The sequence below is a fragment of the Bacteroidota bacterium genome (genome assembly GCA_017303905.1).
Lineage (GTDB): Bacteria > Bacteroidota > Bacteroidia > B-17B0 > Aurantibacillaceae > JAHEYG01.
This window is the reverse complement of sequence record JAFLBH010000002.1, coordinates 473,755-500,360: the sequence shown is the minus strand read 5'-3', so window position 1 is coordinate 500,360 and position 26,606 is coordinate 473,755. Positions and strand designations below refer to the sequence as shown.

Genomic DNA, 26,606 nt, shown 5'->3' with positions numbered 1-26,606 from the left:
ATAGTAAATGAAATACTTTAGAATTATAAATTTTCTTTTAAGCATTTTCTTATGTTTTTACCTGCGTGTTTCATACGCCCAAAACATTGATTCGGTTAAGCAGGTATTGAAAAATGCTACGCACGATACAATCCGCTGTCAGGCTTTGTTTTTTCTTTCAGAGAATGCAGATGATAATGAATGGCCTGCTTTTAACGATCAATTAGGTGAGTTAGCTCAATTGAATTTGAAAACAGAGAAACAGGGAACTTACTTATTTAATTTTTACACGGCTTGTTTAGCGGCCTATTATAATAATAAGGGTTATTTCATTCGAGAAAATAATAATCCCGACCAGGCCTTATATTATTATTTTAAAAGTCTGAGGTATTATAAAATAGTTGATGATAAGTATGGAATGGCCGGCTGTTACGGTAATATTGGGAGTGTTTATAGCGGACAAGGAAATTTGAGATTAGGATTGGATTTCCAACTCATGGCACTCAAAATTAGAAAGGAGATGAACGATTCATCCGGTATTGCTCTAAACTTGAATAATATTGGACATACTTATTCAAACATGGGTAATTATACGCAGTCTATAAATTGCCATCTTCTTAGTTTAAGGATAAAGGAGGCTTTGGGCGAAAAAAGAGGGATTTCTGCTTCTTATAATCATTTAGCGGGTATTTATGCAGATTTAAGGGAATTCGATAAAGCCCTAGAATATTACAATAAGAGTTTGGCTATTCGTGAGGAATTAGGACTAGAGAAATTAGTAGCGGAATCCTTCAATAATATTGGCGCTTTATATTACGATTTAGGTTTAAATGATAAATCAGCTTTATATCATAACAAGGCTCTTGATTTGAGATTAAAGATGGGGGATAAGTATGGTGTTGCTTCCAGTTATCATAATCTAGGTTCGTTAAGCATGCGTCAAGGTAAAATAGATGAAGCTCTGAACTATTACGAGATGTCTTTAGCTATTCGCAGAGAGATACAAGATAACGATGGTGTTGCCTTTTCTTTAAATAGTATTGGAAGTGTTTACCTGGAAAAGAAGGAGTATAAAAAAGCACTGCAATTTTGTGAGGAAGCCTATGAGATGAGTAAGAAGATGAGTTATGTTTCCATTGTGATGAACACAACCAAAAAACTAAGTACTATTTATGAATCTTTGAATCAACATTCCAAATCTCTTGAAATGTATAAAACTCATATTTTGATGAGGGATAGTTTAACTAACGAGAATACACGTAAAGCAGCTCTTAAAAGTCAGTTTCAAGTGGAGTATGATTTGAAGGAACGCGACATGAAATTAAAATCCGATCTGGAATTAAAACTGATTAGACAAAAGAATGAAGCCGACCAACAAAGAAAAAACATAGTGATTATTTGTTCGATCATAGGTTTAGTAATTGTTGGGATATTTTCAATGTTTCTGTTTAATAGCTTACGTGAGAATAAAAGAGCGAACACAATCATAACACAGCAAAAAATGGAAGTGGAGGAAAGCAGAAAGGAAATTCTGGACTCCATTAATTATGCCCGCCGTATTCAATACGCTTTATTGGCAGGTGATAAATTGCTGTCGACTCATTTACATGATTATTTTGTTTTCTTTCAACCTAAAAGCGTTGTTAGTGGCGATTTTTATTGGGCATGCAATACGCCTGAAGGTTTTATTTACATTACAGCCGATTGCACCGGGCATGGTGTACCGGGAGCTTTCATGAGCTTATTAAATATTAGTAAACTCAATCAGGCAATAAATGAAAATAAAATTTACAGACCGGATTTGATTTTAAATACGGTAAGAACAGAAATAATTAACGCATTAAATCCCGAAGGCAGTTCGGAGCTTAGCCGTGATGGTATGGATGCTGTTCTTTGTAAAATCGATTTTAAAACGCTGAAATTGCAATATGCTTCTGCCAATAATACATTTTATATCATTCGCAACAACAACGTCATTTATTGTAAACCTGATAAAATGCCGGTGGGTGTTGGACAAGACAATTCTATACTGTTTACATTTAACGAAATACAATTACAGAAGGGTGATGTGATTTATACCTTTTCAGATGGATTCGCCGATCAGTTTGGTGGACCAAAAGGTAAAAAGTTTAAATATAAACAGCTATGCGAGCTTTTACTTTCTGTTTCAAATGAATCTATGAGTGTACAAAAGGCCAAGATTGAAGCCTCATTTAAAAATTGGCAAGGTATGCTTGAGCAAGTAGATGATGTGTGTGTAATTGGCATTCGTGTATAATTTAGTCTAAAACGACTTAAGTAAAATGTTTTAAACACATCCGTGTGATAAAACTCAAACGATTCTAAGATATTTCTGCTTATTTGTCGTAAATTCACTATAATTATAGCATAAAAGAAACTAAACATGGATGATTTAATCATTTCCGCTCAAGAAGATTCCCCAGAAGTAAATTTTAATGCAAGCACCGGCGTTCTTAGAATTACCGGTCGTGCCTATTCTAACGATATGGTTAACTTATTTAAGCAACTTAACGAATGGTTGGATGCTTATCTTGCTAAACCATATCAAACTACTACTTTAATGCTTCAAATAGATTATTCAAACTCCGTGACAAGTCGCTTGGTGTATGATTTTATTGTAAAATGTAAAAATGTACTAAACCAGGGAAAGGAATTAACCATTAAGTGGTATCATTACGGCGGCGATGAAGACGGGATTGATTACGCCAATCTTGTTTCTAAACTCATCAACTATCCCATCGAAAATATCGAATTAGATTAGTTCAAGACGGTGACCGGAAATAATTTCAGATATTTTCTTTCCTCTTTTCTTTCAATACTTTTTGTATTCTGTTCACTGGCTAACAGAAAAAGCGATTCTTTATTGGTAGTATTTAAAAATGCTGATTCCGATACCTTGCGCGTTCGTGTTTTACATCAACTTTATTTAGTAAACGATTCACTTCCTTACGCCGAACGTGAATTAGCACTTGCTGAAAAAATAAAATACAGCCGAGGTATAGCACAAGCTTTTCTGGATATCGGTCGATGGTACTATTTCGACGGAAAACAAGCATTGGCACTAGATAATTTAAATCGTTCTCTTAAAATTGCTGATGCGCTTGGCGACAAAAACATTCTCAAAAGCGCCTATCGTTATATCGGATTTATTTATCGTCCGCAGGAACCTTTTAAAGCAAAGGAATATTATGAGAAAAGCATCCGGCTTTGTCTCGAAACAGATGATCAAATTGGCGCTTCATACATCTATAGCGCGATTGGAAATATTTTTGAAGGCGTTTTCGATAAAACAAATAATAGCAACAGAAAAGCCCTTGATTATTATCTTAAAAGTTTAAAAATACGTGAGGAGAAAGGTTCTCCTTCTGAAATTGCGGCTTCTTTAAACGAAACCTCCAGAATTTACGAAACCTTGCATATGTATGATAAAGCAGTTGAGTTGCGTTTAAAAGGATTGGAAATTGCAAAGAGTGTAAATGATAAAGAAAATGTTGTTTATCTGTTAAGTGTTATTGGTAATGATTATTGCGGGAGAAAGAAGGATCATGCCAGCGGATTGAAATATTTACTGGAAGCTTACAAGATAGGGAAGGCCGGACTGAAGAATTACGGATTGCTGTATGACGTAACAAAATTTATCGCTAAATGTTATTATGAAACCAGTGATTATAAAAATGCAGGCGAATTTTTTACCATAAGTGAAAATTATTCGGATACATTAAAAAAAGCAGAATTAAAGAACTTGTTTAATTTATCCTCGGTTAAACAGGAATTGGAAAATGAAATCGCCAGACAAAAATTGTTGCTTAAGGATGCCGAAATTTTAAAGGAAAAAGCGCAATTGGAAAGACAAGCGGTATTGAATAGAGTTTACCTTATTGTGATTCTGTTTGTATTGATTTTATCCATTGTAATTTATCTGGCTTATCGTCAAAAACAAAAAGATAATTATAATTTGGATGCACGGAATCGAGAAGTGGAAATTGCTTATAAAACACTTGAAGTAAGCGAAAGTAAGTTCAAACAAATTACGGAAACAATTCATGACGTATTTTACCTTTATAATATAAGGGAAAAAAAGTACGAGTATATCAGTCCTAATTGCTTTGAAGTAGTCGGATTAAAACCTTCTTATTTATACAGTGGAAAAAGCATGAAGGAGGTTGTTCACCCCGAAGATCTTCAATCGGTGATTGACGCGAATATTTTGGTTGATTCAGGTATGGCTTATAACATCGAATACAGAATCATAGTTGATAGTAAGATTAAATGGATTGCTGAAAAGTCGTCACCCATTTTTGATGAGAAAGGTGAATTAATCCGAAATTCCGGTATTTGCAGAGATATAACTCTTAAAAAAAACAATGAAGAATTGTTGAGAAAGAAAAACCGTGATATTACTAACGGAATTACCTACGCCAGAAATATTCAGAAAGCTTTAGAAGTTCCACTTGAAACACTTGAAAAGTTTTTCAAGGAGGTTTTTATTTTATCTAAGCCAAAGGAAATCGTAAGTGGGGATTTTTATTTTTATAAAGAAACTGAATCAGGGATTTATTTAGCAGCTGTTGATTGTACCGGTCATGGTGTTCCGGCAGGTTTCCTGAGTATTTTAGGTAATAGTTTTTTAGATGACATTATAAAATCCGATAACAATTTATCGCCTGCCACAATTTTGGACCGTTTAAGAGAGAAGTTAATTGCATCCCTCAATCAGGATAATCCGAATACCGAAACAAAGGATGGAATGGATATTGCGCTGCTTTGCTTTGATAAAAGGTTTAAGACGGTTCAGTATGCCGGCGCCTTTAACCCATTATTCTTAGTAAGAAAGGGTGAATTAACTATAATTCCCGGTGATTTGTTTACGGCCGGACTTAAATTCGGACAAGAAACAAAACCGTTTACTAATCATATTGTAGATTTATTGCCCGGTGATATTTTGTATATAATGAGTGATGGATATGTTTCACAATTCGGCGGACCAAACGACAGAAAGTTTAGTAAAAAACAATTAGAAGATTTATTAGTTAAAATTCAATCTCAGAAGTTAACAGAGCAAAAGAATAGTCTTGATAAAGAATTTGAAACCTGGAAAGGAAACGGATCACAGGTTGATGATGTATTGGTAATTGGTGTAAAAGTTTAATCGCTTAGCTTAATTTTATTATTTCTTGCCTCCTATTACCGGAAGAACTTTTCGTCCGCCGGAACTGGTTTTTTGCGCAGTATTGCTTTGTGAAGTTGAAGTACTTGAATTTTGTTTTTGAACAATTGGTTTAGCCGCGTTTGATTTCTTTTTAGCATTTGAGTAGGCAACCCTCTCGGCAAGCATTTGTTCTTTTAATCCGTCTTCCGCTCTTTTCAATTGTTCCTTTGGATATTCTTCATTGCCTATAATGGTGCTAGCCATTTGATAGTATTTTTTTGCAATGGCATAATTTTTATTTTGCATGGCTATATCACCAAGTTTATTGCAAGTACAGAATTTTTGTATCACGCGTATTTCTCCATCATTTACATTCACCGGGAAATTTAATCCATTGTATTTTAAGATCTCGTTTTTATCGTCAGCCATTTGTACAATCGGAGCGCTTAAGCCTATATCTCCCACCTCTTTTATCGTTTTATCACCAATAAACCCGGTTAAATTGACAGAGGGAATAAAGTCTGCCGCACCGTTTTTAATAATGATACTGCTGCAATTGACGCTGAATTTTCTGGTGTTGTAACCTGCCTTACTAATAACAATCAAAAAATTCCCGCTTGAAGGAAGATCAAATCCAAAGTTGCCTTCTGCATCACTGGTGGTTTGAGCCAGACGCTTGGAACCTTCAAATAATTCAACAGTGGCGCCCGGTAAAACTTCTTCCAGTCTATAGGCTTTTGAACTTAAAGTCCATTTGCGAACAAGAGTCTTGCTTTTAAACTTGTAAATTAAACTTTGAGATGATAAACAAAGGGGTGCAAAAATCAAAAATGCAACAGCTTTTAAAATAAGTTTCCTGGTCATACACTCATGTATTTATTCAAAAGAACGAATTTTTACGAAAGAATACTACAATTTTGTTACAACAGTTAAAGATTCATCTAAAAATAATTTAGAATAAACTTTAACGCTTTTTAATTGTTAATGCTTGAGATATCCTTTTTGATACTTATTATTTATCTTAATTTTGAATAAACTAAACACAATGAGCAATCCATTACACCGGAGAAGTTTTTTATCAAGGGCGGCTTTCGTTGCAGGCTCTTTGATAGCATTGCCTTTTACTTCATTTTCGAAATCAGTAAAGAAAGCCATTGAAGAAAGCGATAAAATGATGAATCCTATTTTAAGTATTAAGCCACTTGGTTTTCAATGGGAAACCGCCGATCCGTTTTTATTTTGTGTCCATCACGAAGATTATTTCCCGAAAGGAAATGAGCAAATGGGACCGGCAACTGAATTATTAAAAGGTCGTCATATGGGTGATGATTTTATTATTAAAGATGGATTCAGAATGTATCATGGTAAAACAGTTCCCGGATTTCCCGGGCATCCACATCGTGGATTCGAAACGATTACTGTTGTTCGTAAGGGAATTGTAGATCATGCTGATTCGTTGGGTGCCGCCGGACGTTATGGAAACGGTGATGTTCAATGGATGACGGCCGGAAAGGGTGTACAGCATTCTGAAATGTTTCCGCTCATACATGCCGATAAGGATAACACCATGGAGCTGTTTCAAATTTGGCTGAACCTTCCAAAGAAAAATAAAATGGTGGAACCGCATTTTAAAATGTTATGGCGCGAATCCATACCAAATTATATTCATACCGATGCCAATCAGAAGAAAACAACGGTAGAGGTTATTGCCGGTAAATTAGCAGATAAAACTGCCGTTGCGCCTCCGCCGGATTCATGGGCGGCAGATCCGAAAAATGAAGTGGCGGTTTGGAATATCAAAATGCAAGTAGGAGCCACCTTTACTTTACCTAAGGCATCTGCAGGGATAAACAGGACTTTATATTTCTATGAAGGCAATCAGATAAAGCTTTCCGGAAATACAATTACTAAATATAATGCTGTACAGTTAAAATCTGATGTGGAAGTTATTATTGAAGGTGGAACTGAGGAAACCAGTATTTTGATTTTACAGGGAAAACCAATCAACGAGCCTGTAATGCAATATGGTCCGTTTGTAATGAATACGAAGGAAGAGATTAATCAGGCTTTCGAAGATTATCATAAAACACAATTTGGAGGTTGGCCTTGGCCTAAATACGATCAAGTTCACGATCGCACTAAAACCCGTTTTGCCAAACACGCCGATGGCAAAATAGAAATTAAAAACGCTTAAAATCAATCAATTCGCTTTTTTAACTTGACACAGGTTCTTATTTATCGTAATATTGCGATATAATTTAAAAAGATGGGGCTGTCAAAAAGCGAAGAGTTCACCGTTAAGGATAACAAAATTGCCAAATATGCAAAGGCATTGGCGCATCCGGCTCGCGTTGCTATTCTTCAACTACTGATTAAAAAGCAGGCATGTATGTGCGGCGATATTGTTGAAGATCTTCCACTTTCGCAGAGTACCGTTTCACAGCATTTAAAAGAGCTAAAAGAGGCCGGCCTGATTAAAGGTGATATTGAAGGCGTAAAAGTGTGTTATTGCATTGACGAGAAAGAGTGGGAGTCGGCGAAAAACTACCTTGCTCAATTGTTCGCTTCTTATTCAAGTAAAAACAAGTGTTGTTAAATGATCGTAATTAACCGATAAAACTAAATACCATGAAACTATCAGAATTCAAACAAAAATTAGCAAATGTAAATGATTTACAATTTGTGTTACCAAATGGTCAAACAGTGCCTTCACATTTTCATGTGACGGAAGTGGGACAAATAAATAAACACTTTATTGATTGCGGCGGTACTGTACGTAATGAAAAGGTTGTCAATTTTCAATTGTGGGAGGCAAACGATTTTGATCATCGATTAGCACCAAAAAAATTAAATGATATTATTCTATTATCAGAAAAAGTTTTAAATATTGAAGACGCAGAAATAGAAGTAGAATATCAAAGCGATACCATTGGTAAATACGGAGTGGAATTTAATGGTGAGAAATTTTTGCTTACATCTTTACATACTAATTGCTTGGCGAGCGATAAGTGCGGCATCCCGCAAGATAAATTAAAAGTGAGCTTAAAAGATTTACAAACTCAATCAAAAGCTTGCTGCACACCGGGTGGCGGATGTTGCTAAGTGTATGTACAATTCCATTAAAACTTATTGCGATGATTTAGAGTCATCATTCGAAGAGATTTCATCGGATAGAAAATCTCTACTTAGTAAAATCGCTACGTACATTCTTGAAAAAAGGAGTGAAAATAAAACCATCAATTTGATTTACGTTTGTACACATAACTCACGACGCAGTCATTTTGGACAGGTGTGGGCTCAAGTTGCGGCTGATTATTACCAAATAGAAAATGTCAGCACATTTTCAGGTGGCACAGAGGCGACTGCTTTTAACCCGAATGCCATCAATGCTTTGAAACGTGTAGGATTTAAAATTGAAACGACTGATTCCTCCCTTAATCCTCACTATGAGGTTTACTTCAGTGAAAAGACAAAGCCTATTGAATGTTTTTCAAAAGTATATAATGACTCCGTTAACCCTCAGAATAATTTCGCGGCCATCATGACTTGCAGTGATGCTGAGGAAAATTGTCCGTTTATTCCCGGTGTTGAGTTGAGAATAGGTACTACGTATGATGATCCCAAAGCATTTGACAACACGCCGCTTCAGGATGCTAAATATGATGAGCGTTGCCGACAAATTGCATTAGAAACTTTGTTTGTATTTTCGTTGGTAAGAAATGGAAAAGTATAAAAAATATTTAGCTGAAATTATTGGCACATTTGCCATGGTATTTTGCGGTACCGGTGCAATTATAGTTAATCAACACACTAACGGTGTTATTACACATGCCGGTGTGGCTTGTACCTGGGGATTAATTGTGGCAGCTATGATTTACGCATTAGGAAATGTTTCCGGTGCGCATTTTAATCCTGCGGTTACCGTTGGTTTTTGGCTCAGCAAATCTTTTCCTTCCAAAGAAATTTTACCTTATGTAACATCACAAGCAATTGGCGCTTTTGTAGCCAGTATTGTTTTAAAATATCTCTTTCCTTCCAACGAAACATTAGGCGCCAGTTTACCTTCGGGTTCTCCAATGCAGTCGTTTGTATTAGAAATGCTTTTGACGTTTTTTTTAATGTTGGTTATTTTACAAGTAGCTAAGGGAAGTAAGGAGCAAGGCATGTTTGCAGGATTAGCCATTGGTTCGGTTGTATTATTGGAGGCCATGTTTGCCGGTCCGATTTGCGGAGCCTCCATGAATCCGATTCGTTCATTGGCTCCGGCAATAGTTTCAGGTCATACCGAACATTTGTGGGTTTATTTGAGTGCGCCTATTATAGGCTCTGTAATAGCAGTGGGCTTGTGGAAGCTTATGAAATGAGAAGCTTTTTAATTTTCTCTTGTAAACGGAGTTAATGCGCAAATGATTTTTTCTTTATCATTCCACCAATGGTATCTTTAACACTGCTCATTACCACAAAAGCATTTGGATCAATTTTTTCAATTTCCAATTTCAATTTACTTATTTCAAGACGCGTGATAACAGTGTAAATAATGTCGAACTCGGAGTTGTGTCCCTTTTTACCGTAACCTCTTTTTCCTTTGTAAACCGTAACACCTCGCCCAATGTTTTCGGTAATCATCAATCTTAACTCTTCACTATGCGAGGAAACAATTGTAACACCGGTGTATTCATCAATACCTTCAATAACAAAATCCAATGTTTTGGAAGCAGCCAAATAGGTTAGCATTGAATAGAGAGCAGTGTCAATCGAAAGGAAGTAAGCCGCCGCCAAAAAAATCACAATGTTGATCACCATGATGATATCACCAATGGTAGCGCCCGCTTTCCGGCTAATATAAATAGCTAATACTTCCGTTCCGTCTAGAACGCCGCCACCTCTCACCGACATACCAATTCCGGCACCTAAAAAGAAACCACCGAAAATAGAAACTAGTAATTTATCATGGGTTACTTCAGGAAAAGAAAATAGTGCTAATGTTAAAGCAAGACCAATAATTGCAATAGTGGTTTTGATGACAAATGCTTTTCCGATTATTCTGTATCCCAAAATAATAAACGGAATATTAATGAGCGGTATCAGAATGTAGAGTGGAGTAGAAGTAATTTCTGAAGTTAAAAGTGAGATACCGGTAACACCGCCATCAATAAAATTATTTGGTAATAAGAAGCTTTCGAGGCCAAAAGCTGCCGACGCGATGCCTATTACTAAAAACAGAAAATCCTTTACGAAACCCTTATAGGTAACTTTTAAAATACGCCATTTTTTTGCAAACTCATATGCTGTCGCATTAGTATTCCCGGATGATTTATTCTTTTTCTCATCCAGAACTTGCTTGATAATTATTTGCTTGAAAATTGGGTTCAATTAAATTTTCACTTTTTGCTAATATAGTGAAAACTTATTTGTAGATAGAATTCAGAAGAAAAGTATCGTGTTAAAAAAAATTAAACAGAAGCTTAATTCTTATTCGGACGGTTATTTCCTCCTGAATTTCCTTTTCTTCTAAATCCGCCTTTTCGGTTTTGTCCACCCGGTTTAAACGGTTTCTTCTCAAATTTTTTATTGGCTTCCGGATTGTATTCAGGTCCCGCACCTAATTGTTCAGGAATCGGAAGTTTATTTACATCGTATCCCATCAAAGCTTCTATGCGCGCAAATTTTCCTTGATCTTTTTGATTAATGAAAGTGATGGCTACGCCGGCTTTTTGCGCACGAGCCGTTCTTCCGATTCGATGGATATAATCTTCCGGATCAGGTGGAGCATCGTAATTTACTACCAAACTAATTCCTTCTACATCAATCCCCCTCGATAAAATATCTGTTCCAATTAAAACACGCAATTTTCTATTTTTAAAATCACGCATAATTTCTTCGCGTTCGGCCTGCTCTAAATCACTATGAAACGCTTTTACCGATGGTTCCATTTTACGGATTGTTTTCTCGAGCGCTTTTACATTTTCCTTGGTGCTTGAAAAAATAATGACACTTTGATAATCTTCATTCTTTAGAATTTCCTGCAGTAAAGGCTCCTTTTGATTATCATAAACAACATACGCTTGCTGATTAATGCCGGCAGCAGGTTTACTAATTGCAATATTAATGGTTTCAGGCTCGGTTAAGATTTGGTTTGCCAACTGTCGGATTTTAGGAGGCATGGTAGCCGAAAACAAAATAGTTTGTCTTTTTTTCGGAAGATAACTAATAATGGTTCTTATATCATCAAAAAAGCCCATGTCTAACATTCGATCGGCTTCATCTAAAACTAAATGCTGAAGGTGTTCAAAATTGAGTTGTCCCATTTGCAATAACGCAATTAAACGACCGGGTGTGGCGCACACAATGTCAACCCCTTCTTGCATGGCTTGCCTTTGTTTCTCGAACGTTATGCCATCACTACCTCCATATACAGCAATTGAACCCACCGAACAAAAATAGCCCATGCCATCAATTTGTTGGTCAATTTGCAATACTAATTCACGTGTTGGGGCAATGATTAATGTGTTGAGATGTCGAGTGGGAGCGTGTAAAATGTGATTTATAATTGGTAAGAGATATGCCGCCGTTTTTCCTGTTCCGGTTTGCGCACAGGCAATAAGGTCTTTGTTTTGAAGAATTACAGGAATAGCCTGCTCTTGTATGGGAGTGGGCTGTTTGTAACCCATACTATAAAGGCCATCCATTAAGGCTGAATCAAAATTAAAATCGTCGAATGTCAAGGTGATATGTTTTATTTTATTTATAGAATACAGCTATATCTGTTAATGTTTTTCTTTTAATATCGGGCACCATGGTGTTTTCTGCAGGGTAGCCAACCGGTATTAATAAAAATGGTTTTTCGTTTTCCGGTCGGTTTAATAATTTACTTAAAAAATTCATCGGACTTGGAGTATGTGTGAGGGCAACCAATCCACAGTAATGAATAGCTTCGAGTAAAAAGCCACATGCTAATCCTACGGACTCAGTCACATAATAATTGTTTTTCTTTTTTTCGTTAACTATTTCATAGGAGCGTTTAAAAACAATGATAAGCGCCGGCGCCGTTTCCAGAAATGGTTTTTGCCAGTCGGTGCCTAATGGTGCTAAATCTTCCAGCCACTCAGGAGTCATACGCCCGTTATAGCTTTCGTATTCTTCTTTTTCTGCAGCTTCCCGTATTTGTTTTTTTAATTCGGTATTGGTAACAACGCAAAATGTCCATGGCTGTTTATTGGCTCCTGAAGGTGCTGTAGAAGCTGATTTAATAATGTTTTCCAGTACTTCCATTGGAATCTCTTTGTCCGAAAAATCACGCACTGTACGACGTTTGTTGTAAAAATCGAAATGCTCTAACGCGCGTTTAATTACTTCCGCTTCAGGGTAAGTTTCTTTTACATAGTTAATGAAGGGATATTGACTCATGATGTAAAGAAATTTTTTTCGGTTTGAAAATTAATATTTGGATGTGCCTTTTCCAGCTCCGTACATTTTTGTAGAAATGATTTTTTAAATTCAGCATGAGCTAAAGTAGATTCCTTTAACGGTCGGTGATTCATGGCTGAATTTATCTCTTTTATTTTTTGAATTATTTTTTGCGTTGATTCTGTAAAGTAACTTACCGAAAACTTATCCCATACGTACTCAATGGCTTGTTCGTTAGGATGAGCCATGTCGGTTTTGTAAAAACGATAATCACGTAAATCGTCGGTTACTAACTCATAGGCGGGAAAATAAGAACAATAAGAATGCTGCTTTAGGATTTCATGAATGCTATAGATTAATACCGCTTTGCTCAAATTATTCTCAATTAATCCGTCTTTTAAATATTTAACCGGAGAAACCGTGAAGATGATTTTTAATTTAGGATTAAATACTTTTAAATCTTCAATTAACTGTTCATAACGATTAATGATTTCACCGGGCTGCAATTGCTCTTTTGTAAAGTGGTGTTGCGGGAATTTATGACAGTTGGCTACTACTTCGCTATTTGCATTGTTAACATAAACGTTAGAAGAGCCAAACGTAATCAGTAATACATCGGCATGTTTTAAAGCGTTATGGGCCTGACGCGTATTGTGATTTATTTTGTTGATGAGTTCTTCTTTATTACCGCATGAAAAAAAGCCATGATGATTGAAACTGTGATATAATTCGTTATTAAACACAACTTCTTCTTCCGATAAAATGGTATTGTTTATATAGGAACTTAATGCAGTGGCAATGCTAATGGGGTTGAATAAAATTCCGTTTGGGTTTAAGGTACAGTTAAATTTGAGTTCGTTTAATTTATCACCTATGTTCTCCGCAAAGCATGATCCCATCATGAATAATTTGCTTTCATGAGTAATGTCAAAATCTTGCTTCGGATGATTATAGTTAAGGTGAAACTGCATTATTTAACCATTAATTCTTTATGCTTGTTTATGAGAAAGAGTTTGGCGGCTTCATAGTTGTTTTCGATAACGCCATCTAAAATAGCATCTCTTAAAGCGTTTTTTAAAATGCCAATTTCTCTGCCGGGACTTAAATTAAACATTTGCATAATTTCTTCGCCCATAACGGGAGGCTGCCAATTTCGTAAGCGATCTTTTTCCTCTATCTCAACTAATTTCTGACGCACAATTTCAAAATTGTGCATGTAGCGTTTTACTTTATTCGGATTCTTTGTTGTGATATCCGCTTCGCATAAAGCCATTAAATCATCAATATCATCACCCGCTTCAAAAAGTACGCGTCTCACAGCACTATCTGTTACTTCAGTTTTTGCCAATACAATCGGACGAAGATGAAGCAATACTAATTTTTGTACGTACTTCATTTTTTCATTCAGGGGTAATTTTAAATTGGCAAATATCTTCGGTACCATTCGGGCGCCTTTATCTTCGTGGCCATGGAAAGTAAATCCGTGTCCGGGTTCAAATCGTTTGGTGGCAGGTTTTGCGATATCGTGTAAGATGGCCGACCAACGTAACCAAAGGTTATCGCTTTTGCGCGCCACATTATCCAATACTTCTAATGTGTGATAGAAATTGTCTTTATGAGATAATCCGTTTATTGTATCCACGCCATGAAGTTTAGCCATTTCAGGAAATATGATGGGGAGTAAACCGGTATCGAATAATAATTTGAATCCTACAGAAGGAATGGGCGAGAGTATGATTTTATTTAACTCATCAGCGATACGTTCTTTCGATACGATTTTAATACGCTCTTTATTTTCCGTGATGGCAGTTAATGATTTTTCTTCTATACTAAATCCCAATTGTGATGAAAAGCGAATAGCCCTCATCATCCTCAATGGATCATCACTGTAGGTGATACCCGGTTCAAGCGGTGTGCGGATGATTTTGTTTTCAATGTCATTCAGTCCCCCAAAAGAATCGAGTAGTTGACCGTAATTATTTTTACTGAGACCGATTGCCAATGCATTGATGGTAAAATCGCGACGATTCTGATCATCTTGCAGAGTTCCGTCTTCAACAACCGGTTTGCGGGAGTTACGATCATAACTTTCTTTTCGTGCGCCAACAAACTCTACGTCCAAATCACCGCACTTAATTTGAGCAGTTCCGAAATTTTTAAAAACGGAAAGATGCGCTTCTTCTCCCAGTTTCTGATGTAATCTTTTAGCAAGGTCAATTCCTTTACCAACCGTTACCACATCAATGTCTTTGGTTGGTCTTTTCATTATCACATCACGAACATATCCGCCAATAACATACGCTTCCACATGAAGCTCGTCAGCGCATTCAGAAATAAGTTTAAATATATGTTGATTTAAAAAGGAATACATGCAATAAATTAGGAGCAGTAATTAAAGTAAATATTGAAATTTTTGTTTGAGGAATCGTCCGTTAAATCCACGTTTTTGTTGATTACGTCCCAAATCAGACGAAAAAACAATACTTAGTTCGTGCGACCCGCTTTGATATTTACGTAATGGCGAAGTAACATAATCATAGGTGTAAGCCACTTGAAATTGATTTTTTATATTAAATCCTAAATGCAAAGCAACAGCGTCTTTAAATCGGATACTGAAACCGGTAAGTAAAATTTTATTGATATGAAGACGTAAAGTGTAATCGATATAGATTGGAACTCCACTTGTGTATAAAGCCATAAGTGAATTCTCGAAAGTATAGTTCGGGTTTTCAGCGTAGTTATAGCCTGCAGCTACGCTATAAGCGGCCTCATTTTTATATTTACCTAAAAAGCCGGGTGTATTGTAATACGTGTGATTCATTTCTTTTCCTAAGATATTAATCCCACCCACTCCTAAATAGAATCGGTCGTTAATCAACACAAGGCCAAAACTACCGTCATAAGCAGTGGTTTTAGAAGAGGCTAAAAGATTAATGCTTTGATCAGCCTGATTATGTAAAGTTAACTTTGTTCCATTAAACAATTGTTGCATATAACTCCCTTGTAAGCCAATCGATAATTCAACATCATCAAATTTCAAGTGATAAGCAAAGCTTAAAGAAGCATTGGTGTTTTTAAACGGACCAATTTCATCATTGAAGAAAATTAAACCAGTACCAACTTTGCCTTCCATTAAACGCATGTTAAAAGTTGCGGCATACGTTTTAGGCGCACCTTTATAACCGGCCCATTGATAGCGATAAAACAATCGTAAATCAACAAAACGTTTTGTGCCACAAAAACCGGGATTAAACATATAAAGATTGCTACGGTATTGTGTGTACCAAGGAAATTGTTGTGCATTAGCGGCAAGCGCTGAAATGAATAGAGCGAATATGAAGATTGATTTTCTCAAAATGTTGCAGTACTAATTTACGTAAAAAACAGCGATTATTTTACATAAATCCATTCTATAAAATTAAGGTCCTTATAACTAAGCACAGCCTCATTTTCTTGATTATAAACCTCTTTTAAAGTAAATAAACCCGCAATAGGATGTTCTTGCTCGGTTTCTGTATCGCCATTGGTTTTGGGCTTAATGTAATAGGTTTGATTTTGATGTTGTGCTTTATAAACAATCACATCATCATTCAAGAGTATTTTGTCGCAGAGATTAACAGTTAAAGGTTCTTTTATTTGCGTTTCTTTTTCCGACAAAGGAAAGAGTTGAACCATCTTATTTAAATAGGTGGTGAGTTTGTATTCGTAAGCGCTCTCTCCCCTTATTTTAATTGGAAATAAATATAAGAGCTTAAAATCTTCATCACCGTTTTTTGTGAAATAGAATGGTAATTCAATATTAACGTTAAAATATTTGCGGTAGAATATTTTAAATCGACTGGCGCGCAGAATAACGATGACTAATAATAATCCGTCGGAGCTTAAACTGTTAAAGAAGTAACTTAGCGCGCGTTTCGGATCAAATACAATCATGTTATAAACGATTGTAAAAATGAGAGTAGCTAAATACCAAAATAAGAGGCGGTAAAAAATAGTACTCGAGAAATGAATCTTTTCGTAGCTGAAGTTTTGCGAATAATTATTGGCGTTGTTTAGCATCTGCACCCAAAAATTAATACCAATTAAGTAAACAATTGTTGCAAAGAATGGTGTTACCGGTCCGAGAAAATTATTAATGAGAAAAAAATCAAACAATCCATGTGAAGAAGCCGAGGCAATGAAGGCTACAATGGTGTTGGTATATTGATTGCCTTTATTAAAAAGTTTCAGCCGGAAAAATCCGTAAACAATAATTGTTGTATTAATAATGTGAACGAGGGCAGAGTAGAAGGCGCGTGTTGAAATAATTTGAATTCCATAATTATTGAAGTATTTAAAGTTTTCTACAATTGAAAATCCCAGCGCGGTTACGCCGGCATAAACTAAATAATCGATAGGTTCATTTATTTTATTCTTGAAAACACGGAATACAATCAGAACACCAACAATTTTTGAAAGTTCTTCATTGGCGCCAATTGCAAAAATGGTATACATTAAATCATTGTAAAATTCACCATTCAAATCGTAGCCGACCATATGAATGAGTCGGTATAGATATATACTCAGAAAAGGAGTAATACATCCAATGAGCATGGCGAGTACAAGGTTCCTTATTTTTTCAGGTTCAAATACATCAATCTTTCTGAAATAATCAATCCACATACTAATGCTTATGATGGCCGCTACTCCCGAAAATGACAGATATAGATAGAAAAACAAATTGTACATGTTTGATAAAGATAAAATAAAAAACCCCGTACTGAAAGAGTACGGGGTTTTAAAATAAAGTGATTAAAATTATTCAGCTACAACTTCAAAGCTTACAGTTGCAGATACTTCTTTAAATAAACGCACTTTAGCGTTATAAGTACCTAAAGCTTTAATTGAATCTTCGCTGATTTCAATGTTTTTACGCTCTACAGGGTAACCTGCTTTGTTTAAAGCTTCAGCCACCTGGATAGTAGTAACTGATCCGAAAATCTTACCATTTTCACCGGCTTTAGCGCCAATTTTAATAGTAACACCTGCTAATTTCTCAGCATTTGTTTGAGCTTCTTTACGTAATTTCTCTTCTTTAAATGCACGTTGCTTTAATACTTCAGCATGCATTTTACGAGCACCTTCAGTAGCTAATACTGCCATGCCGCGTGGGATTAAAAAGTTACGACCGTAACCCGGACGCACTTTTACAAGTTCGTCAGCGAACCCTAATCCTTTGATATCTTGTTTTAAAATAACTTCCATTGTAATAATTATTTAAATTTTATTTTAATAAATCGGCCACATAAGGCATTAACGCTAAGTGACGGGCACGTTTTACGGCTTGAGCCACTTTACGCTGGTATTTTAATGAAGTTCCGGTTAAACGGCGTGGTAACAATTTACCTTGCTCGTTCACGAACTTTAATAAAAAATCAGGGTCTTTGTAATCGATGTATTTAATACCGCTTTTCTTAAAACGGCAGTATTTTTTCTTTTTTACCTCTGCAGTTGGAGGGTTTAAAAAACGTATTTCGTTATTATTTGCCATACAAAATTTCTTTAAAGGTTAATAATTAAGCGTTAGCTGATTCTTTCTTTTTAGTCTTACCTTCAGCCACTTTACCTTTACGTTTTTCGCTGTAAGCAATAGCGTGTTTATCTAAAGCAACGGTTAAGAAACGTAACACTCTTTCATCACGTTTGTAAGTAGTTTCAAGAGTAGAGATTAAGTTCTCTGCATCTCCTGAAAACTCGATAAGGTGATAAAAACCTGTTGTTTTCTTCTGAATTGGGTAAGCTAACTTACGTAAGCCCCAGTGTTCTTCGTTCACTACCTTCGCTCCCAAATCGGTGAGTGCTTTTTTAAATTTTTTTGCGGCCTCCTTTGCCTGTTCATCAGACAAAACGGGAGTTAAAATGAAGACCGTCTCATAACGTTTTTCCATAATTGTTTTTTAATAGGGGTGCGAAGTTAATGAATTTACTTGGTTGTAAGAAGAAATACCTAAGAATTAATTTCAATACTAAATCGGTTTAACACACACTTTCTTTATCTATTTGAAAATCAATAATATAAATTAGTTGTAAACTCATAAGTTTTTGCTAAAAAACTGGACATTGACTGTGCAATGGTTTAACTTTATTTAACATCCCTAATCATCTAACTATGAAGTATCTCTACTCGCTTTTCTTTACGCTTTTCTGCACCTCAATTTTTGCCACTCAAAACTTTTCCATAGGTGAAAATTTAGCGTTTGTTCCAAACCGAGGACAAATTGTAAATGATGCAGGAGCTCCGGCAACAATGGTACATTATCGTGCCAGTATTCCTGGAATTGAGTTTTATATTACAGATAATGGCATTTCCTATGTTTTTTTAAAACACCATCGCGATGAGTATGATCCGGCTTTAGGTGGAAGTCCGAACCCCAATTTCAATCCCACTACCGATTTTGCACGTACGGATATGATTCTCAAAAACGCGACTATTAATCGTAGTAATGTAATTGAAGAATTTGAAACCGCATCAGGCTGGAATTATTATTATGCGCATTGTGCTGACGGAATTACGAACTTAAAAGGATATCACAAATTAACATATCGTAATGTTTACCCCAATATTGATTGGGTTATTTACAGTGATAATTCCGGAAAATTAAAGTATGAGTTTGTTGTAAAGCCCGGAGGTAATCCTGCGGATATAAAAATGGAATACAAATGGGCAAAAGTTAAAATAGAACCTACAGCAATTACTCTTACCAATCCAATGGGTGAGATTAAAGAACAAAATTTATATGCTTATGTGAAGGAAACTAACACGCAAGTTCCTGCAAATTTTATTGAAATAGCTGAAAATACAGTGGCATTTAACGTGGCGGCTCCAACCGGAGGAAAAACCCTGGTCATTGATCCACCCTTATACTGGTCAACTTATTGGGGAAGTGCAGGCGGTGAACAAACCATGGCTCTTATTTGCTCGGGTACCGGCGAATATGTTTATATAGCAGGTTATACCAATAGTACGAGTTACCCTACAACTAATCCGGGAGCCGGTGTTTATTATCAAGGAACTTTAGCAGGAGGAACAGATGCTTTTGTAGCGAAGTTCGATACTCTGGGTGTTCATTTTTGGTCAACCTATTATGGAGGTTCTCTCAATGAAGGTGCAACAAGTTATACAGGAATTTCAATTGCGGTTGGACAAGGAAACACGTTATGGATGGTTGGTACAACTAACTCTACTAATTTGCCATTACAAAATGGAGGAGGAGGCGCTTATTACCAAGCAGCATTAGCGGGAGGGTATGATATTTTCGTTGCAAAGTTTGATTTGGCCGGTGTTCGTCAGCATGCAACTTACATTGGCGGTTCACTTGATGATGGCGGTTTGTCGCATGGTAATGGTGCGGATTGCGATGCTTCCGGAAATTTATTCATTGCATCACGTATGTTGTCTACTAATTTTCCATTGGTAAATCCTGGCGGAACTTCATATTTTGATAATACACAAAACGGTGCAGATGATATTGTACTCATTAAATTGAGTCCAGCCGGTGCTATGTTATGGTCTACTATTTACGGTGGTACTGGCGATGATATTAACTACTCTATGGATTTACATGTCGATAGAATAAACAATAAAGTTTATTTGGGAACATGTTCTGCTTCAACAAACATTCCAACACTTAATCCGGGTGGCTCTTTTTATTTTGATAACACACAAAACGGAGCTACTGATATGTATTTGGCGCGATTCTCGTTGACAGGTACTTTAGAGTGGGGTACATTTATTGGCGGAAGTGGCGATGAGTGGCTCGCTATGTCGGTTTCAACGGCGCCCGACGGAGATGTAGCTATGATTAATTTAACCGGTTCTACAAATATGCCTTTGGTAAATCCAGGCGGTACTGCGTTTTTTGATAACACGCACAATGGTGGAAGCTGGGACATTTATGTTTGTCGTTTCGAAAGTACGGGTCAAATGAGTTGGAGTACATATTATGGCACGGCTAATAATGAACATTGTCAGCATAATTTAACGTTCGATGGCAATGGAAACATTATTATTTGTGGAGTGTCAGACGGAACAGCTTCCCCACCAACGTTTAATCCGGGTGGTGCACATTTTTACGATGGTACAAAAGATGCTCAAGGTACTTACTGTTTAGTTCAATTTGACCCTACAGGTACAATGCTTTGGGGAACTTATTGGGGAGGTTCCGGTCACGACCACATTTTAGGCGCAGTAGGAGCATGTATTGGTGTAAGTGCTCACAGTGATATATTTTTAACAGGTGAAACAAACTCAACTGATTTGCCAATGCTTAACCCAGGTTTAGGCGCATTTTATAAGCCTACTAATAGTGGTGGACAAGAAGGTTTTGTGGCAAAATTTGAAAATGACATTCTGGCTCCATTGCCTGTAGAGTTAAAATCTTTCAGTTGTGAGCCGGCCATAAATGGAATTAATGTGTTTTGGTCGACCGCCATGGAAATTAATAACGATTATTTTCTCTTAGAGAAAACGTATGATGGGAATAATTTCACAACACTCACAAGCGTAAAAGGCGCCGGTAATTCAGCATCTTCAAAAAATTATTATTATCTGGATGAGAATCCTTCGCGCGGCGCAAATTATTATCGCTTATCTCAATACGATAAAAATGGTGGCGTTAAATTCTTTAAGCTCATCAGTTGCGAGCAAAGCGCTTCAATGAATGATGAGGTTACTATTCATGTTTACTCGGTGAGCGGACAATTCATGTTTTCGCAAAAGACCATTGATTATAGAGAATTGTTGGATAAGTCAGATATCGCTCGCGGAATTTATTTGGTGGAGATTATCGGCAGCAACGAATCTCGCAGTGTTAAGTATGTGAAAACAAATTAGGCGTTGTAAGTTTCTTCGTATTCTTCTTTGGTAATTTCTAAAGCTAAATCTTTATTATAAACCAAGTCAAACACATGGTTCATTTCAGGAAGCTGAATAGCTTTGATGAGATTTTTTATTTTTTTACTTCCGATTACCTGAATTTCTTCGAATTCATTTCGTGCTATAATTTTAAAATAACTTTTACCATTCTTATACTTACGGTAAACAGGAAAATTTATATCTTCAAAGGCCATTATGCTCGCTTTTTTAAATCAGGTTGCTCAGTATATTCATCAAAATTACGATAAAAAAATCGATCAGCTTTGTATTGTCCTTCCCAATAAGCGTGGCGCTCTCTTTTTAAAAAATTATCTGGCTAAAACATACAACCAAACTATTTGGCTGCCCTCCATCATTTCGGCCGAAGATTTGATACGTGAACTTTCCGGTTTGCAAAATTTGGAGGAGGTAGAACTCATTTGCAGTTTGTATGAAACGTATATAGAGGTTTACAATGAAAATCCCGAAAGTTTCGAATCGTTTGCCAAGTGGGGAAATTTAATCTTACAGGATTTTAATGAAATTGACCGCTATCTGGCAGATGGTGTTTCCCTCTACAGTAATCTGCGCGACATTAAGGAAATTGAAAATTGGAGTTTATCACACGAGGAATTGACCGATTTTCAGAAAAATTACATCAAGTTCATGGGTAAACTCGGTAGCATCTATTCACAGTTTACTTCCAAATTACTTGAGCAGGGCAAAGCTTATCAGGGATTAGCTTACAGACAAGCTGCTAAAAATCTCGAGAAAACCAATTTTACCAATCGATATCATAAATTTATTTTTTGTGGTTTTAACGCTTTAAATAGTGCAGAAACTTTTATTTTTTCCAAACTATGCGAAGCCGGAAAAGCAGAAATGTTATGGGATGCCGATACATATTATTTGGACAGTACGGTGCAGGAGGCGGGATTATTCCTTCGTCGTAATCAGAAAGTTTTTGGCGAAAAGAATTTTAATTTCATTCACAGTTATTTTAAGGAAGAAAAGCAAATTGATATCATCGCGGTTCCTAAACAAATAGGACAGGCGCAAACCGTTAGTAAAGTTATTGATGATCTGATTCAACAAGGAGAGAGTCCGGATACAATTGCGGTAGTTTTGGCTAATGAAAAAATGTTATGGCCGGTTCTGAAATTATTACCGAATAGTATTGAGCATGTCAACATTACCATGGAGTATCCGGTAAAATACACTTCTCCATTTAGTTTTATTGATAATTTACTCAAGTTGCATGTCGCTTTTGAGAATCAAAACAGAAGTAATCCGACAATATATTATAAGGATTTTTTAAGTCTGCTGCGCCATAACTTTTTTGCTGAGTTTTCCCTTATTAAGTCTTTGAAAAACACAAATGAAATTATACATCGCGTTTTAGATAAAAATTACGCTTTTATTTCGGATAAGCTTTTGAAAGAATTGTTTGCCGATGATTATAACAGTATAAAACTTTTATTTACTCCCTGGAAAAGCGCGAAGGAAGCGGCCCATGTCATAAGTAATTTATTGTCGGAGGTTAAAGCACATTATTTAAATTCTGAGATTAATTCATATAAAAGTTTGGAATTGGAATACCTTGAGGTATTAATTCGAAATTTTAATCGTGTCAATGACTTCATCAACAAGTATTCTTACCTTGATTCTTTAAAATCGTTTCGGATTCTATTCAGTCAAATCGTTGGCACAGCATCTGCAGCATTTTTAGGAGAACCGTTAAAAGGACTACAAATTATGGGTGTTCTGGAAACACGAACACTCGATTTTAAGAATGTAATTTTTGTATCAGTGAATGAAGGTGTGCTGCCTTCCGGAAAATCCATCAATTCATTTATTCCTAACGATCTTAAAAGATATTTCAACCTTCCGTTATATGGCGATAAAGATGCCATCTATGCTTATCACTTTTACCGCTTACTACAAAGAGCTGAGAAATGTTTCATCACCTACGATACCGAAACAGATACATTTGGTAAAGGCGAAAAAAGCCGATTTGTAAGTCAGCTGCAATTCGAATTAAACAACTACAATCCTGCCATTAAAATGAATGAGTATGTGGCACAAAGTAATTTAGATTTTAATAAGGAAGAATATCAAGTTCGGATACCAAAAAACACAGCGGCTTTAGACAGAATTTTAAACAAGGCCCTTAGTAATGAGGAATACAAAGGTTTATCACCCTCTTCATTGATAACTTATAAAGATTGCGCGCTTAAATTTTATTTCCGTTATGGTGTTGGATTGGTGGAACCGGTGGAGTTGGAAGAGTCGGCAGAAGCGAACACATTTGGTTCTATATTACATGAGGTCCTTGAGAAATTATACACGCCCTATATCAATAATAAAATAACCACATCACTCATTAAGTCACTTAAACCCGGCGTATCCGGAGCGGTTGAATCTGCGTTCTTAAATTATTTTTCGGAATCGGAAGCATTTATGGGAAAAAATCTACTGCAACAAAATGTGTTAAAGGTGTATGTAGAGAAATTGCTTGATTTTGACATTGATCAAATCAATAATTCCGAAACAGATTCTTTTACCATTGTGGCTCTTGAAAAGGAAATGGAAGCGCACGTTAAAATTGTCGTGAACGGAAAAGAAACGAATGCTTTTATTAAAGGGAAAGCTGACCGTATCGATGATTTTGAAGGTAATTTTAGAATCATTGATTATAAAAGTTCGGTTAAAGACGGTGATAAATTTGAGTTTGTGGATTGCGCCACACTTTTCTCCAATAAAAAGTTTGATAAGATGCTTCAATTATTTATTTACGCATGGATGGCCTGGAAAAATAATTTGTCTGCACCCGAATCAATCCGCCCCTGTATAATACCTTTTAAAGTTTTCGAAAAAGAACCGCGTTACATTACTTTTAAAAAGCAACCTTTAGTGTTTACGGGCGAACTTTTAAGCGATTTTGAAAATCATTTAAGTGATTATATACAAGGTATCTTAACTGAAGGTGGCGAATTTGTTGCCACGGATGATGAAGATATCTGCGAGTATTGCGCCTATCGCTCCATCTGCAATCGCTAATTTAGGAGGCAATGGCATTTTTGTTAACGCGTCCTTTTAACCAGGCGTTAAAGAATATGGCGAGTAAAATAATTATCACACCAATATAAAAGGTAATGGATAATTGTTTGTTTTCCTGATAAATGAAAATAGCTAATATAATTCCGTAAACAGTTTCGAGGTTTACGGTTAAAGTAATGGTGTAAGGACTTAAATGCTTCATCAGATTCACACTGGCAATGAATGGGAAAGCTGTGCAAATTCCGGCTAATAAAAGCAAACCAATAATCGACTGTGAATCCAGTTGAAAGAACGAAGCATCAAAGCTTCCTGTGAATGCTAAATAAATACTCAAACCAATTAATCCAAACCATAATTCCACATATGATATCATGGTTGAACTCACATCCTTAATCATAATGGCATTAAATACGGAGAATATAGAGGATGTTAAGGCGGCCAATACACCTAAGATAATTCCTTGCCAATATAAATTTTCCACTGAAAATATCATGAGAATTGCACCAATGATGATAAGTCCAATCAATAATTCATACCAAATAATCTTACGTTTTAAGATCAAAGGTTCTGTTAAGGCAGTGAAGAGCGTTCCTGTTGAAAAAGCAGCCATGGTCACCGAAACATTGGATACCTTTATAGCGCCATAAAAGCATAGCCAATGTATGGCTATAATAATTCCGATTAATCCGAGTTTGATTAAGTTCATCGGACTCACCCGAATATTTTGCTTACTTACTATAATATAACCGGTAATTAAAACTAGGGTAATTAATATTCTAAACCATACCAATTGCATGGTGGAGCAAGTTATAAAGCGGCCGAGGATAGGAGAGAATCCCCAAATAAACACAATGAAGTGTAACAGCAAATGGTGTTTATTTATACCTTTAAACATTGAAACGGCAAATGTACTAATTAGGCATGAGTGATTTAATTTATTTCGATAATAACGCTACTACAAAAGTAGATGATAGGGTGGTAGAAGCTATATTGCCTTTTTTTTCGCAGAAATACGGGAATGCTTCCAGTAAATTACATGCTTACGGTTGGGAAGCAGAGGCAGCTGTAGATAAAGCCCGCGAACAAGTGGCAGACCTAATCGGCGCGGAACCCAATGAAATTGTATTCACAAGCGGAGCTACTGAAGCCATTAATATGGCCTTATGTGGTATTTACAGAACTTATAAATCAAAAGGTAAACATATCATTACTGTTAAGTCTGAACACAAAGCAGTTTTAGATACATGTCGGTTTTTAGAGGAGTATGAAGGCGCTGAGATAACATTTTTGAATGTAGATAAGGAAGGTCTTGTCTCGCCGGAAGAATTACAAAGGAGCGTTCGTCAGGATACCATACTTATTTGTATTATGGCCGCGAATAATGAAACAGGAGTTATTCAGCCCATTGAGGAAATTGGTCAGTTGGCACGTGAACATAAAATTTTGTTTTTCAGCGATACCACGCAATATGCAGGGAAAATGATGCTGGATGTGAGCGAAACCCCTGTGGATGTTTTGTGTTTGAGCGCGCATAAAATGCACGGACCAAAAGGAGTTGGCGCAATTTATTTAAAACGGAAGAATCCACGAGTGAACTGCTTGCCTTTCATATACGGTGGCGGACAAGAATCGGGAAGAAGAGCGGGTACATTAAATGTTCCGGGAATATTAGGCTTAGGCTTGTGTTCGCAAATTGCAAAGGGTGAGATTTGGGAAACAAACACACAAGTATCAAAACTCAGGGCTTATCTTGAACATCAACTTCTTGAAATTCCGGGATTGAGAATAAACGGAAGTACACGTACCAGATTATATAATACCAGTAATATTACTTTTCCGGAAAGTGTTAATATAAAAGAGCTTTTAAAGAGTTATGCTTTTTCAAGTGGTTCGGCTTGTACTTCAGGCTCGGGCGAGCTATCACATGTATTAAAAGCGATGGGATTAAATGACGAAGAAATTAAAAACTCCTATCGCTTTAGCTTCAGTAAATACAACACCATAGATGAGGTTAAAAGTCTGGTTTCTGCGCTAATAAGCTGATAATTAATGTTAAGATTCCAAGAAACTGAGTGAATTACCTTTATAAATTATTAA

24 protein-coding genes are annotated in these 26,606 nt (G+C 36.2%); 11 read left to right on the top strand and 13 right to left on the bottom strand.

Features of this window, described 5'->3' with window-relative positions; translation table 11 throughout:
• Window positions 1-7 precede the first annotated feature (7 nt).
• The 3 genes from J0L69_09890 (at window position 8) to J0L69_09880 (ending at window position 5,149) form a co-directional block, all read left to right on the top strand.
• Complete coding sequence (locus J0L69_09890; GenBank protein MBN8693498.1) at window positions 8-2,257, top strand: tetratricopeptide repeat protein; 2,250 nt, start codon at window positions 8-10, stop codon at window positions 2,255-2,257.
• A gap of 126 nt (window positions 2,258-2,383) precedes the next feature.
• Entirely contained in the window at window positions 2,384-2,761 is a 378-nt protein-coding gene (locus J0L69_09885; protein ID MBN8693497.1) for a DUF1987 domain-containing protein, read from the top strand.
• Between the two features lie 102 nt (window positions 2,762-2,863).
• Window positions 2,864-5,149 carry a SpoIIE family protein phosphatase gene (locus tag J0L69_09880; protein ID MBN8693496.1) on the top strand — a complete coding sequence of 762 codons (2,286 nt, stop codon included), beginning with the start codon at window positions 2,864-2,866 and terminating at the stop codon, window positions 5,147-5,149.
• Between the two features lie 18 nt (window positions 5,150-5,167).
• Here J0L69_09880 and J0L69_09875 read toward each other — a convergent pair whose 3' ends face one another.
• Window positions 5,168-6,013: a carboxypeptidase regulatory-like domain-containing protein gene (locus J0L69_09875; protein ID MBN8693495.1), complete on the bottom strand. Its 846-nt coding sequence runs from the start codon at window positions 6,011-6,013 to the stop codon at window positions 5,168-5,170.
• A gap of 181 nt (window positions 6,014-6,194) precedes the next feature.
• Between J0L69_09875 and J0L69_09870 the strand changes: the two genes are divergently transcribed.
• From J0L69_09870 to J0L69_09850, 5 genes are all read left to right on the top strand, one after another.
• On the top strand, window positions 6,195-7,343 hold the full coding sequence (locus tag J0L69_09870) for a pirin family protein (protein MBN8693494.1): 1,149 nt from the start codon (window positions 6,195-6,197) through the stop codon (window positions 7,341-7,343).
• A gap of 72 nt (window positions 7,344-7,415) precedes the next feature.
• A complete protein-coding gene (locus J0L69_09865) occupies window positions 7,416-7,745 on the top strand; it encodes a winged helix-turn-helix transcriptional regulator (protein MBN8693493.1) in 330 nt (109 codons plus the stop codon).
• Window positions 7,746-7,777: 32 nt separating this feature from the next.
• Window positions 7,778-8,251, top strand: a complete 474-nt coding sequence (locus J0L69_09860) for a hypothetical protein (protein ID MBN8693492.1) — start codon at window positions 7,778-7,780, stop codon at window positions 8,249-8,251.
• A 4-nt stretch (window positions 8,252-8,255) separates the two neighbouring features.
• Window positions 8,256-8,882, top strand: a complete 627-nt coding sequence (locus J0L69_09855; protein ID MBN8693491.1) for a protein-tyrosine-phosphatase — start codon at window positions 8,256-8,258, stop codon at window positions 8,880-8,882.
• A complete protein-coding gene (locus J0L69_09850) occupies window positions 8,869-9,513 on the top strand; it encodes an aquaporin (GenBank protein ID MBN8693490.1) in 645 nt (214 codons plus the stop codon). The genes J0L69_09855 and J0L69_09850 overlap by 14 nt, the downstream gene beginning before the upstream one ends.
• 31 nt (window positions 9,514-9,544) lie before the next feature.
• Here the strand turns inward: J0L69_09850 and J0L69_09845 are convergent, their stop codons facing one another.
• The 10 genes from J0L69_09845 to J0L69_09800 all read right to left on the bottom strand — a co-directional run bounded on the left by J0L69_09845 (window position 9,545) and on the right by J0L69_09800 (window position 18,483).
• Window positions 9,545-10,522 (bottom strand): YitT family protein, encoded by a 978-nt coding sequence (locus J0L69_09845; protein MBN8693489.1) that lies wholly within the window; start codon window positions 10,520-10,522, stop codon window positions 9,545-9,547.
• A gap of 92 nt (window positions 10,523-10,614) precedes the next feature.
• Complete coding sequence (locus tag J0L69_09840) at window positions 10,615-11,820, bottom strand: DEAD/DEAH box helicase (protein MBN8693488.1); 1,206 nt, start codon at window positions 11,818-11,820, stop codon at window positions 10,615-10,617.
• 70 nt (window positions 11,821-11,890) lie between these two features.
• The gene (locus J0L69_09835) at window positions 11,891-12,556 is read right to left on the bottom strand and encodes a nitroreductase family protein (protein MBN8693487.1); all 666 of its coding nucleotides are present in this window, start codon (window positions 12,554-12,556) and stop codon (window positions 11,891-11,893) included.
• A complete protein-coding gene (locus J0L69_09830) occupies window positions 12,553-13,527 on the bottom strand; it encodes a GSCFA domain-containing protein (protein ID MBN8693486.1) in 975 nt (324 codons plus the stop codon). The genes J0L69_09835 and J0L69_09830 overlap by 4 nt, the downstream gene beginning before the upstream one ends.
• Window positions 13,527-14,927 carry an HD domain-containing protein gene (locus tag J0L69_09825; protein MBN8693485.1) on the bottom strand — a complete coding sequence of 467 codons (1,401 nt, stop codon included), beginning with the start codon at window positions 14,925-14,927 and terminating at the stop codon, window positions 13,527-13,529. The genes J0L69_09830 and J0L69_09825 overlap by 1 nt, the downstream gene beginning before the upstream one ends.
• A 21-nt stretch (window positions 14,928-14,948) precedes the next feature.
• Window positions 14,949-15,911: a PorP/SprF family type IX secretion system membrane protein gene (locus J0L69_09820; GenBank protein ID MBN8693484.1), complete on the bottom strand. Its 963-nt coding sequence runs from the start codon at window positions 15,909-15,911 to the stop codon at window positions 14,949-14,951.
• A gap of 35 nt (window positions 15,912-15,946) precedes the next feature.
• Window positions 15,947-17,284: a PrsW family intramembrane metalloprotease gene (locus J0L69_09815; protein ID MBN8693483.1), complete on the bottom strand. Its 1,338-nt coding sequence runs from the start codon at window positions 17,282-17,284 to the stop codon at window positions 15,947-15,949.
• Window positions 17,285-17,353: 69 nt separating this feature from the next.
• The gene (locus J0L69_09810) at window positions 17,354-17,800 is read right to left on the bottom strand and encodes a 50S ribosomal protein L9 (protein MBN8693482.1); all 447 of its coding nucleotides are present in this window, start codon (window positions 17,798-17,800) and stop codon (window positions 17,354-17,356) included.
• Window positions 17,801-17,819: 19 nt separating this feature from the next.
• Window positions 17,820-18,086 carry a 30S ribosomal protein S18 gene (locus J0L69_09805; GenBank protein MBN8693481.1) on the bottom strand — a complete coding sequence of 89 codons (267 nt, stop codon included), beginning with the start codon at window positions 18,084-18,086 and terminating at the stop codon, window positions 17,820-17,822.
• A gap of 25 nt (window positions 18,087-18,111) precedes the next feature.
• Window positions 18,112-18,483, bottom strand: a complete 372-nt coding sequence (locus tag J0L69_09800; GenBank protein MBN8693480.1) for a 30S ribosomal protein S6 — start codon at window positions 18,481-18,483, stop codon at window positions 18,112-18,114.
• A gap of 221 nt (window positions 18,484-18,704) precedes the next feature.
• Here J0L69_09800 and J0L69_09795 point away from each other — a divergent pair, with 221 nt between their 5' ends.
• Window positions 18,705-21,428, top strand: a complete 2,724-nt coding sequence (locus tag J0L69_09795) for a T9SS type A sorting domain-containing protein (protein MBN8693479.1) — start codon at window positions 18,705-18,707, stop codon at window positions 21,426-21,428.
• Here J0L69_09795 and J0L69_09790 read toward each other — a convergent pair.
• Window positions 21,425-21,664 (bottom strand): hypothetical protein, encoded by a 240-nt coding sequence (locus J0L69_09790; GenBank protein ID MBN8693478.1) that lies wholly within the window; start codon window positions 21,662-21,664, stop codon window positions 21,425-21,427. The genes J0L69_09795 and J0L69_09790 overlap by 4 nt on opposite strands.
• A gap of 1 nt (window position 21,665) precedes the next feature.
• Between J0L69_09790 and J0L69_09785 the strand changes: the two genes are divergently transcribed.
• Window positions 21,666-24,509 carry a PD-(D/E)XK nuclease family protein gene (locus tag J0L69_09785; protein MBN8693477.1) on the top strand — a complete coding sequence of 948 codons (2,844 nt, stop codon included), beginning with the start codon at window positions 21,666-21,668 and terminating at the stop codon, window positions 24,507-24,509.
• Between the two features lies 1 nt (window position 24,510).
• Here the strand turns inward: J0L69_09785 and J0L69_09780 are convergent, their stop codons facing one another.
• Window positions 24,511-25,404 carry a DMT family transporter gene (locus J0L69_09780; GenBank protein ID MBN8693476.1) on the bottom strand — a complete coding sequence of 298 codons (894 nt, stop codon included), beginning with the start codon at window positions 25,402-25,404 and terminating at the stop codon, window positions 24,511-24,513.
• 26 nt (window positions 25,405-25,430) lie between these two features.
• On the opposite strand from J0L69_09780, the gene J0L69_09775 reads away from it, so the two are divergent.
• Complete coding sequence (locus J0L69_09775) at window positions 25,431-26,552, top strand: cysteine desulfurase (protein MBN8693475.1); 1,122 nt, start codon at window positions 25,431-25,433, stop codon at window positions 26,550-26,552.
• The last annotated feature ends 54 nt before the right edge of the window (window positions 26,553-26,606 follow it).

Coding starts and splice junctions, on each gene's coding strand:
- J0L69_09860 (MBN8693492.1), top strand. CDS start 7,778: ATGAAACTATCAGAATTCAAACAAAAATTAGCAAATGTAAATGATTTA.
- J0L69_09890 (MBN8693498.1), top strand. CDS start 8: ATGAAATACTTTAGAATTATAAATTTTCTTTTAAGCATTTTCTTATGT.
- J0L69_09855 (MBN8693491.1), top strand. CDS start 8,256: ATGTACAATTCCATTAAAACTTATTGCGATGATTTAGAGTCATCATTC.
- J0L69_09795 (MBN8693479.1), top strand. CDS start 18,705: ATGAAGTATCTCTACTCGCTTTTCTTTACGCTTTTCTGCACCTCAATT.
- J0L69_09810 (MBN8693482.1), bottom strand. CDS start 17,800: ATGGAAGTTATTTTAAAACAAGATATCAAAGGATTAGGGTTCGCTGAC.
- J0L69_09815 (MBN8693483.1), bottom strand. CDS start 17,284: ATGTACAATTTGTTTTTCTATCTATATCTGTCATTTTCGGGAGTAGCG.
- J0L69_09785 (MBN8693477.1), top strand. CDS start 21,666: ATGCTCGCTTTTTTAAATCAGGTTGCTCAGTATATTCATCAAAATTAC.
- J0L69_09835 (MBN8693487.1), bottom strand. CDS start 12,556: ATGAGTCAATATCCCTTCATTAACTATGTAAAAGAAACTTACCCTGAA.
- J0L69_09805 (MBN8693481.1), bottom strand. CDS start 18,086: ATGGCAAATAATAACGAAATACGTTTTTTAAACCCTCCAACTGCAGAG.
- J0L69_09850 (MBN8693490.1), top strand. CDS start 8,869: ATGGAAAAGTATAAAAAATATTTAGCTGAAATTATTGGCACATTTGCC.
- J0L69_09780 (MBN8693476.1), bottom strand. CDS start 25,404: ATGTTTAAAGGTATAAATAAACACCATTTGCTGTTACACTTCATTGTG.
- J0L69_09865 (MBN8693493.1), top strand. CDS start 7,416: ATGGGGCTGTCAAAAAGCGAAGAGTTCACCGTTAAGGATAACAAAATT.
- J0L69_09830 (MBN8693486.1), bottom strand. CDS start 13,527: ATGCAGTTTCACCTTAACTATAATCATCCGAAGCAAGATTTTGACATT.
- J0L69_09870 (MBN8693494.1), top strand. CDS start 6,195: ATGAGCAATCCATTACACCGGAGAAGTTTTTTATCAAGGGCGGCTTTC.
- J0L69_09840 (MBN8693488.1), bottom strand. CDS start 11,820: ATGGGTTACAAACAGCCCACTCCCATACAAGAGCAGGCTATTCCTGTA.
- J0L69_09825 (MBN8693485.1), bottom strand. CDS start 14,927: ATGTATTCCTTTTTAAATCAACATATATTTAAACTTATTTCTGAATGC.
- J0L69_09875 (MBN8693495.1), bottom strand. CDS start 6,013: ATGACCAGGAAACTTATTTTAAAAGCTGTTGCATTTTTGATTTTTGCA.
- J0L69_09885 (MBN8693497.1), top strand. CDS start 2,384: ATGGATGATTTAATCATTTCCGCTCAAGAAGATTCCCCAGAAGTAAAT.
- J0L69_09790 (MBN8693478.1), bottom strand. CDS start 21,664: ATGGCCTTTGAAGATATAAATTTTCCTGTTTACCGTAAGTATAAGAAT.
- J0L69_09800 (MBN8693480.1), bottom strand. CDS start 18,483: ATGGAAAAACGTTATGAGACGGTCTTCATTTTAACTCCCGTTTTGTCT.
- J0L69_09775 (MBN8693475.1), top strand. CDS start 25,431: ATGAGTGATTTAATTTATTTCGATAATAACGCTACTACAAAAGTAGAT.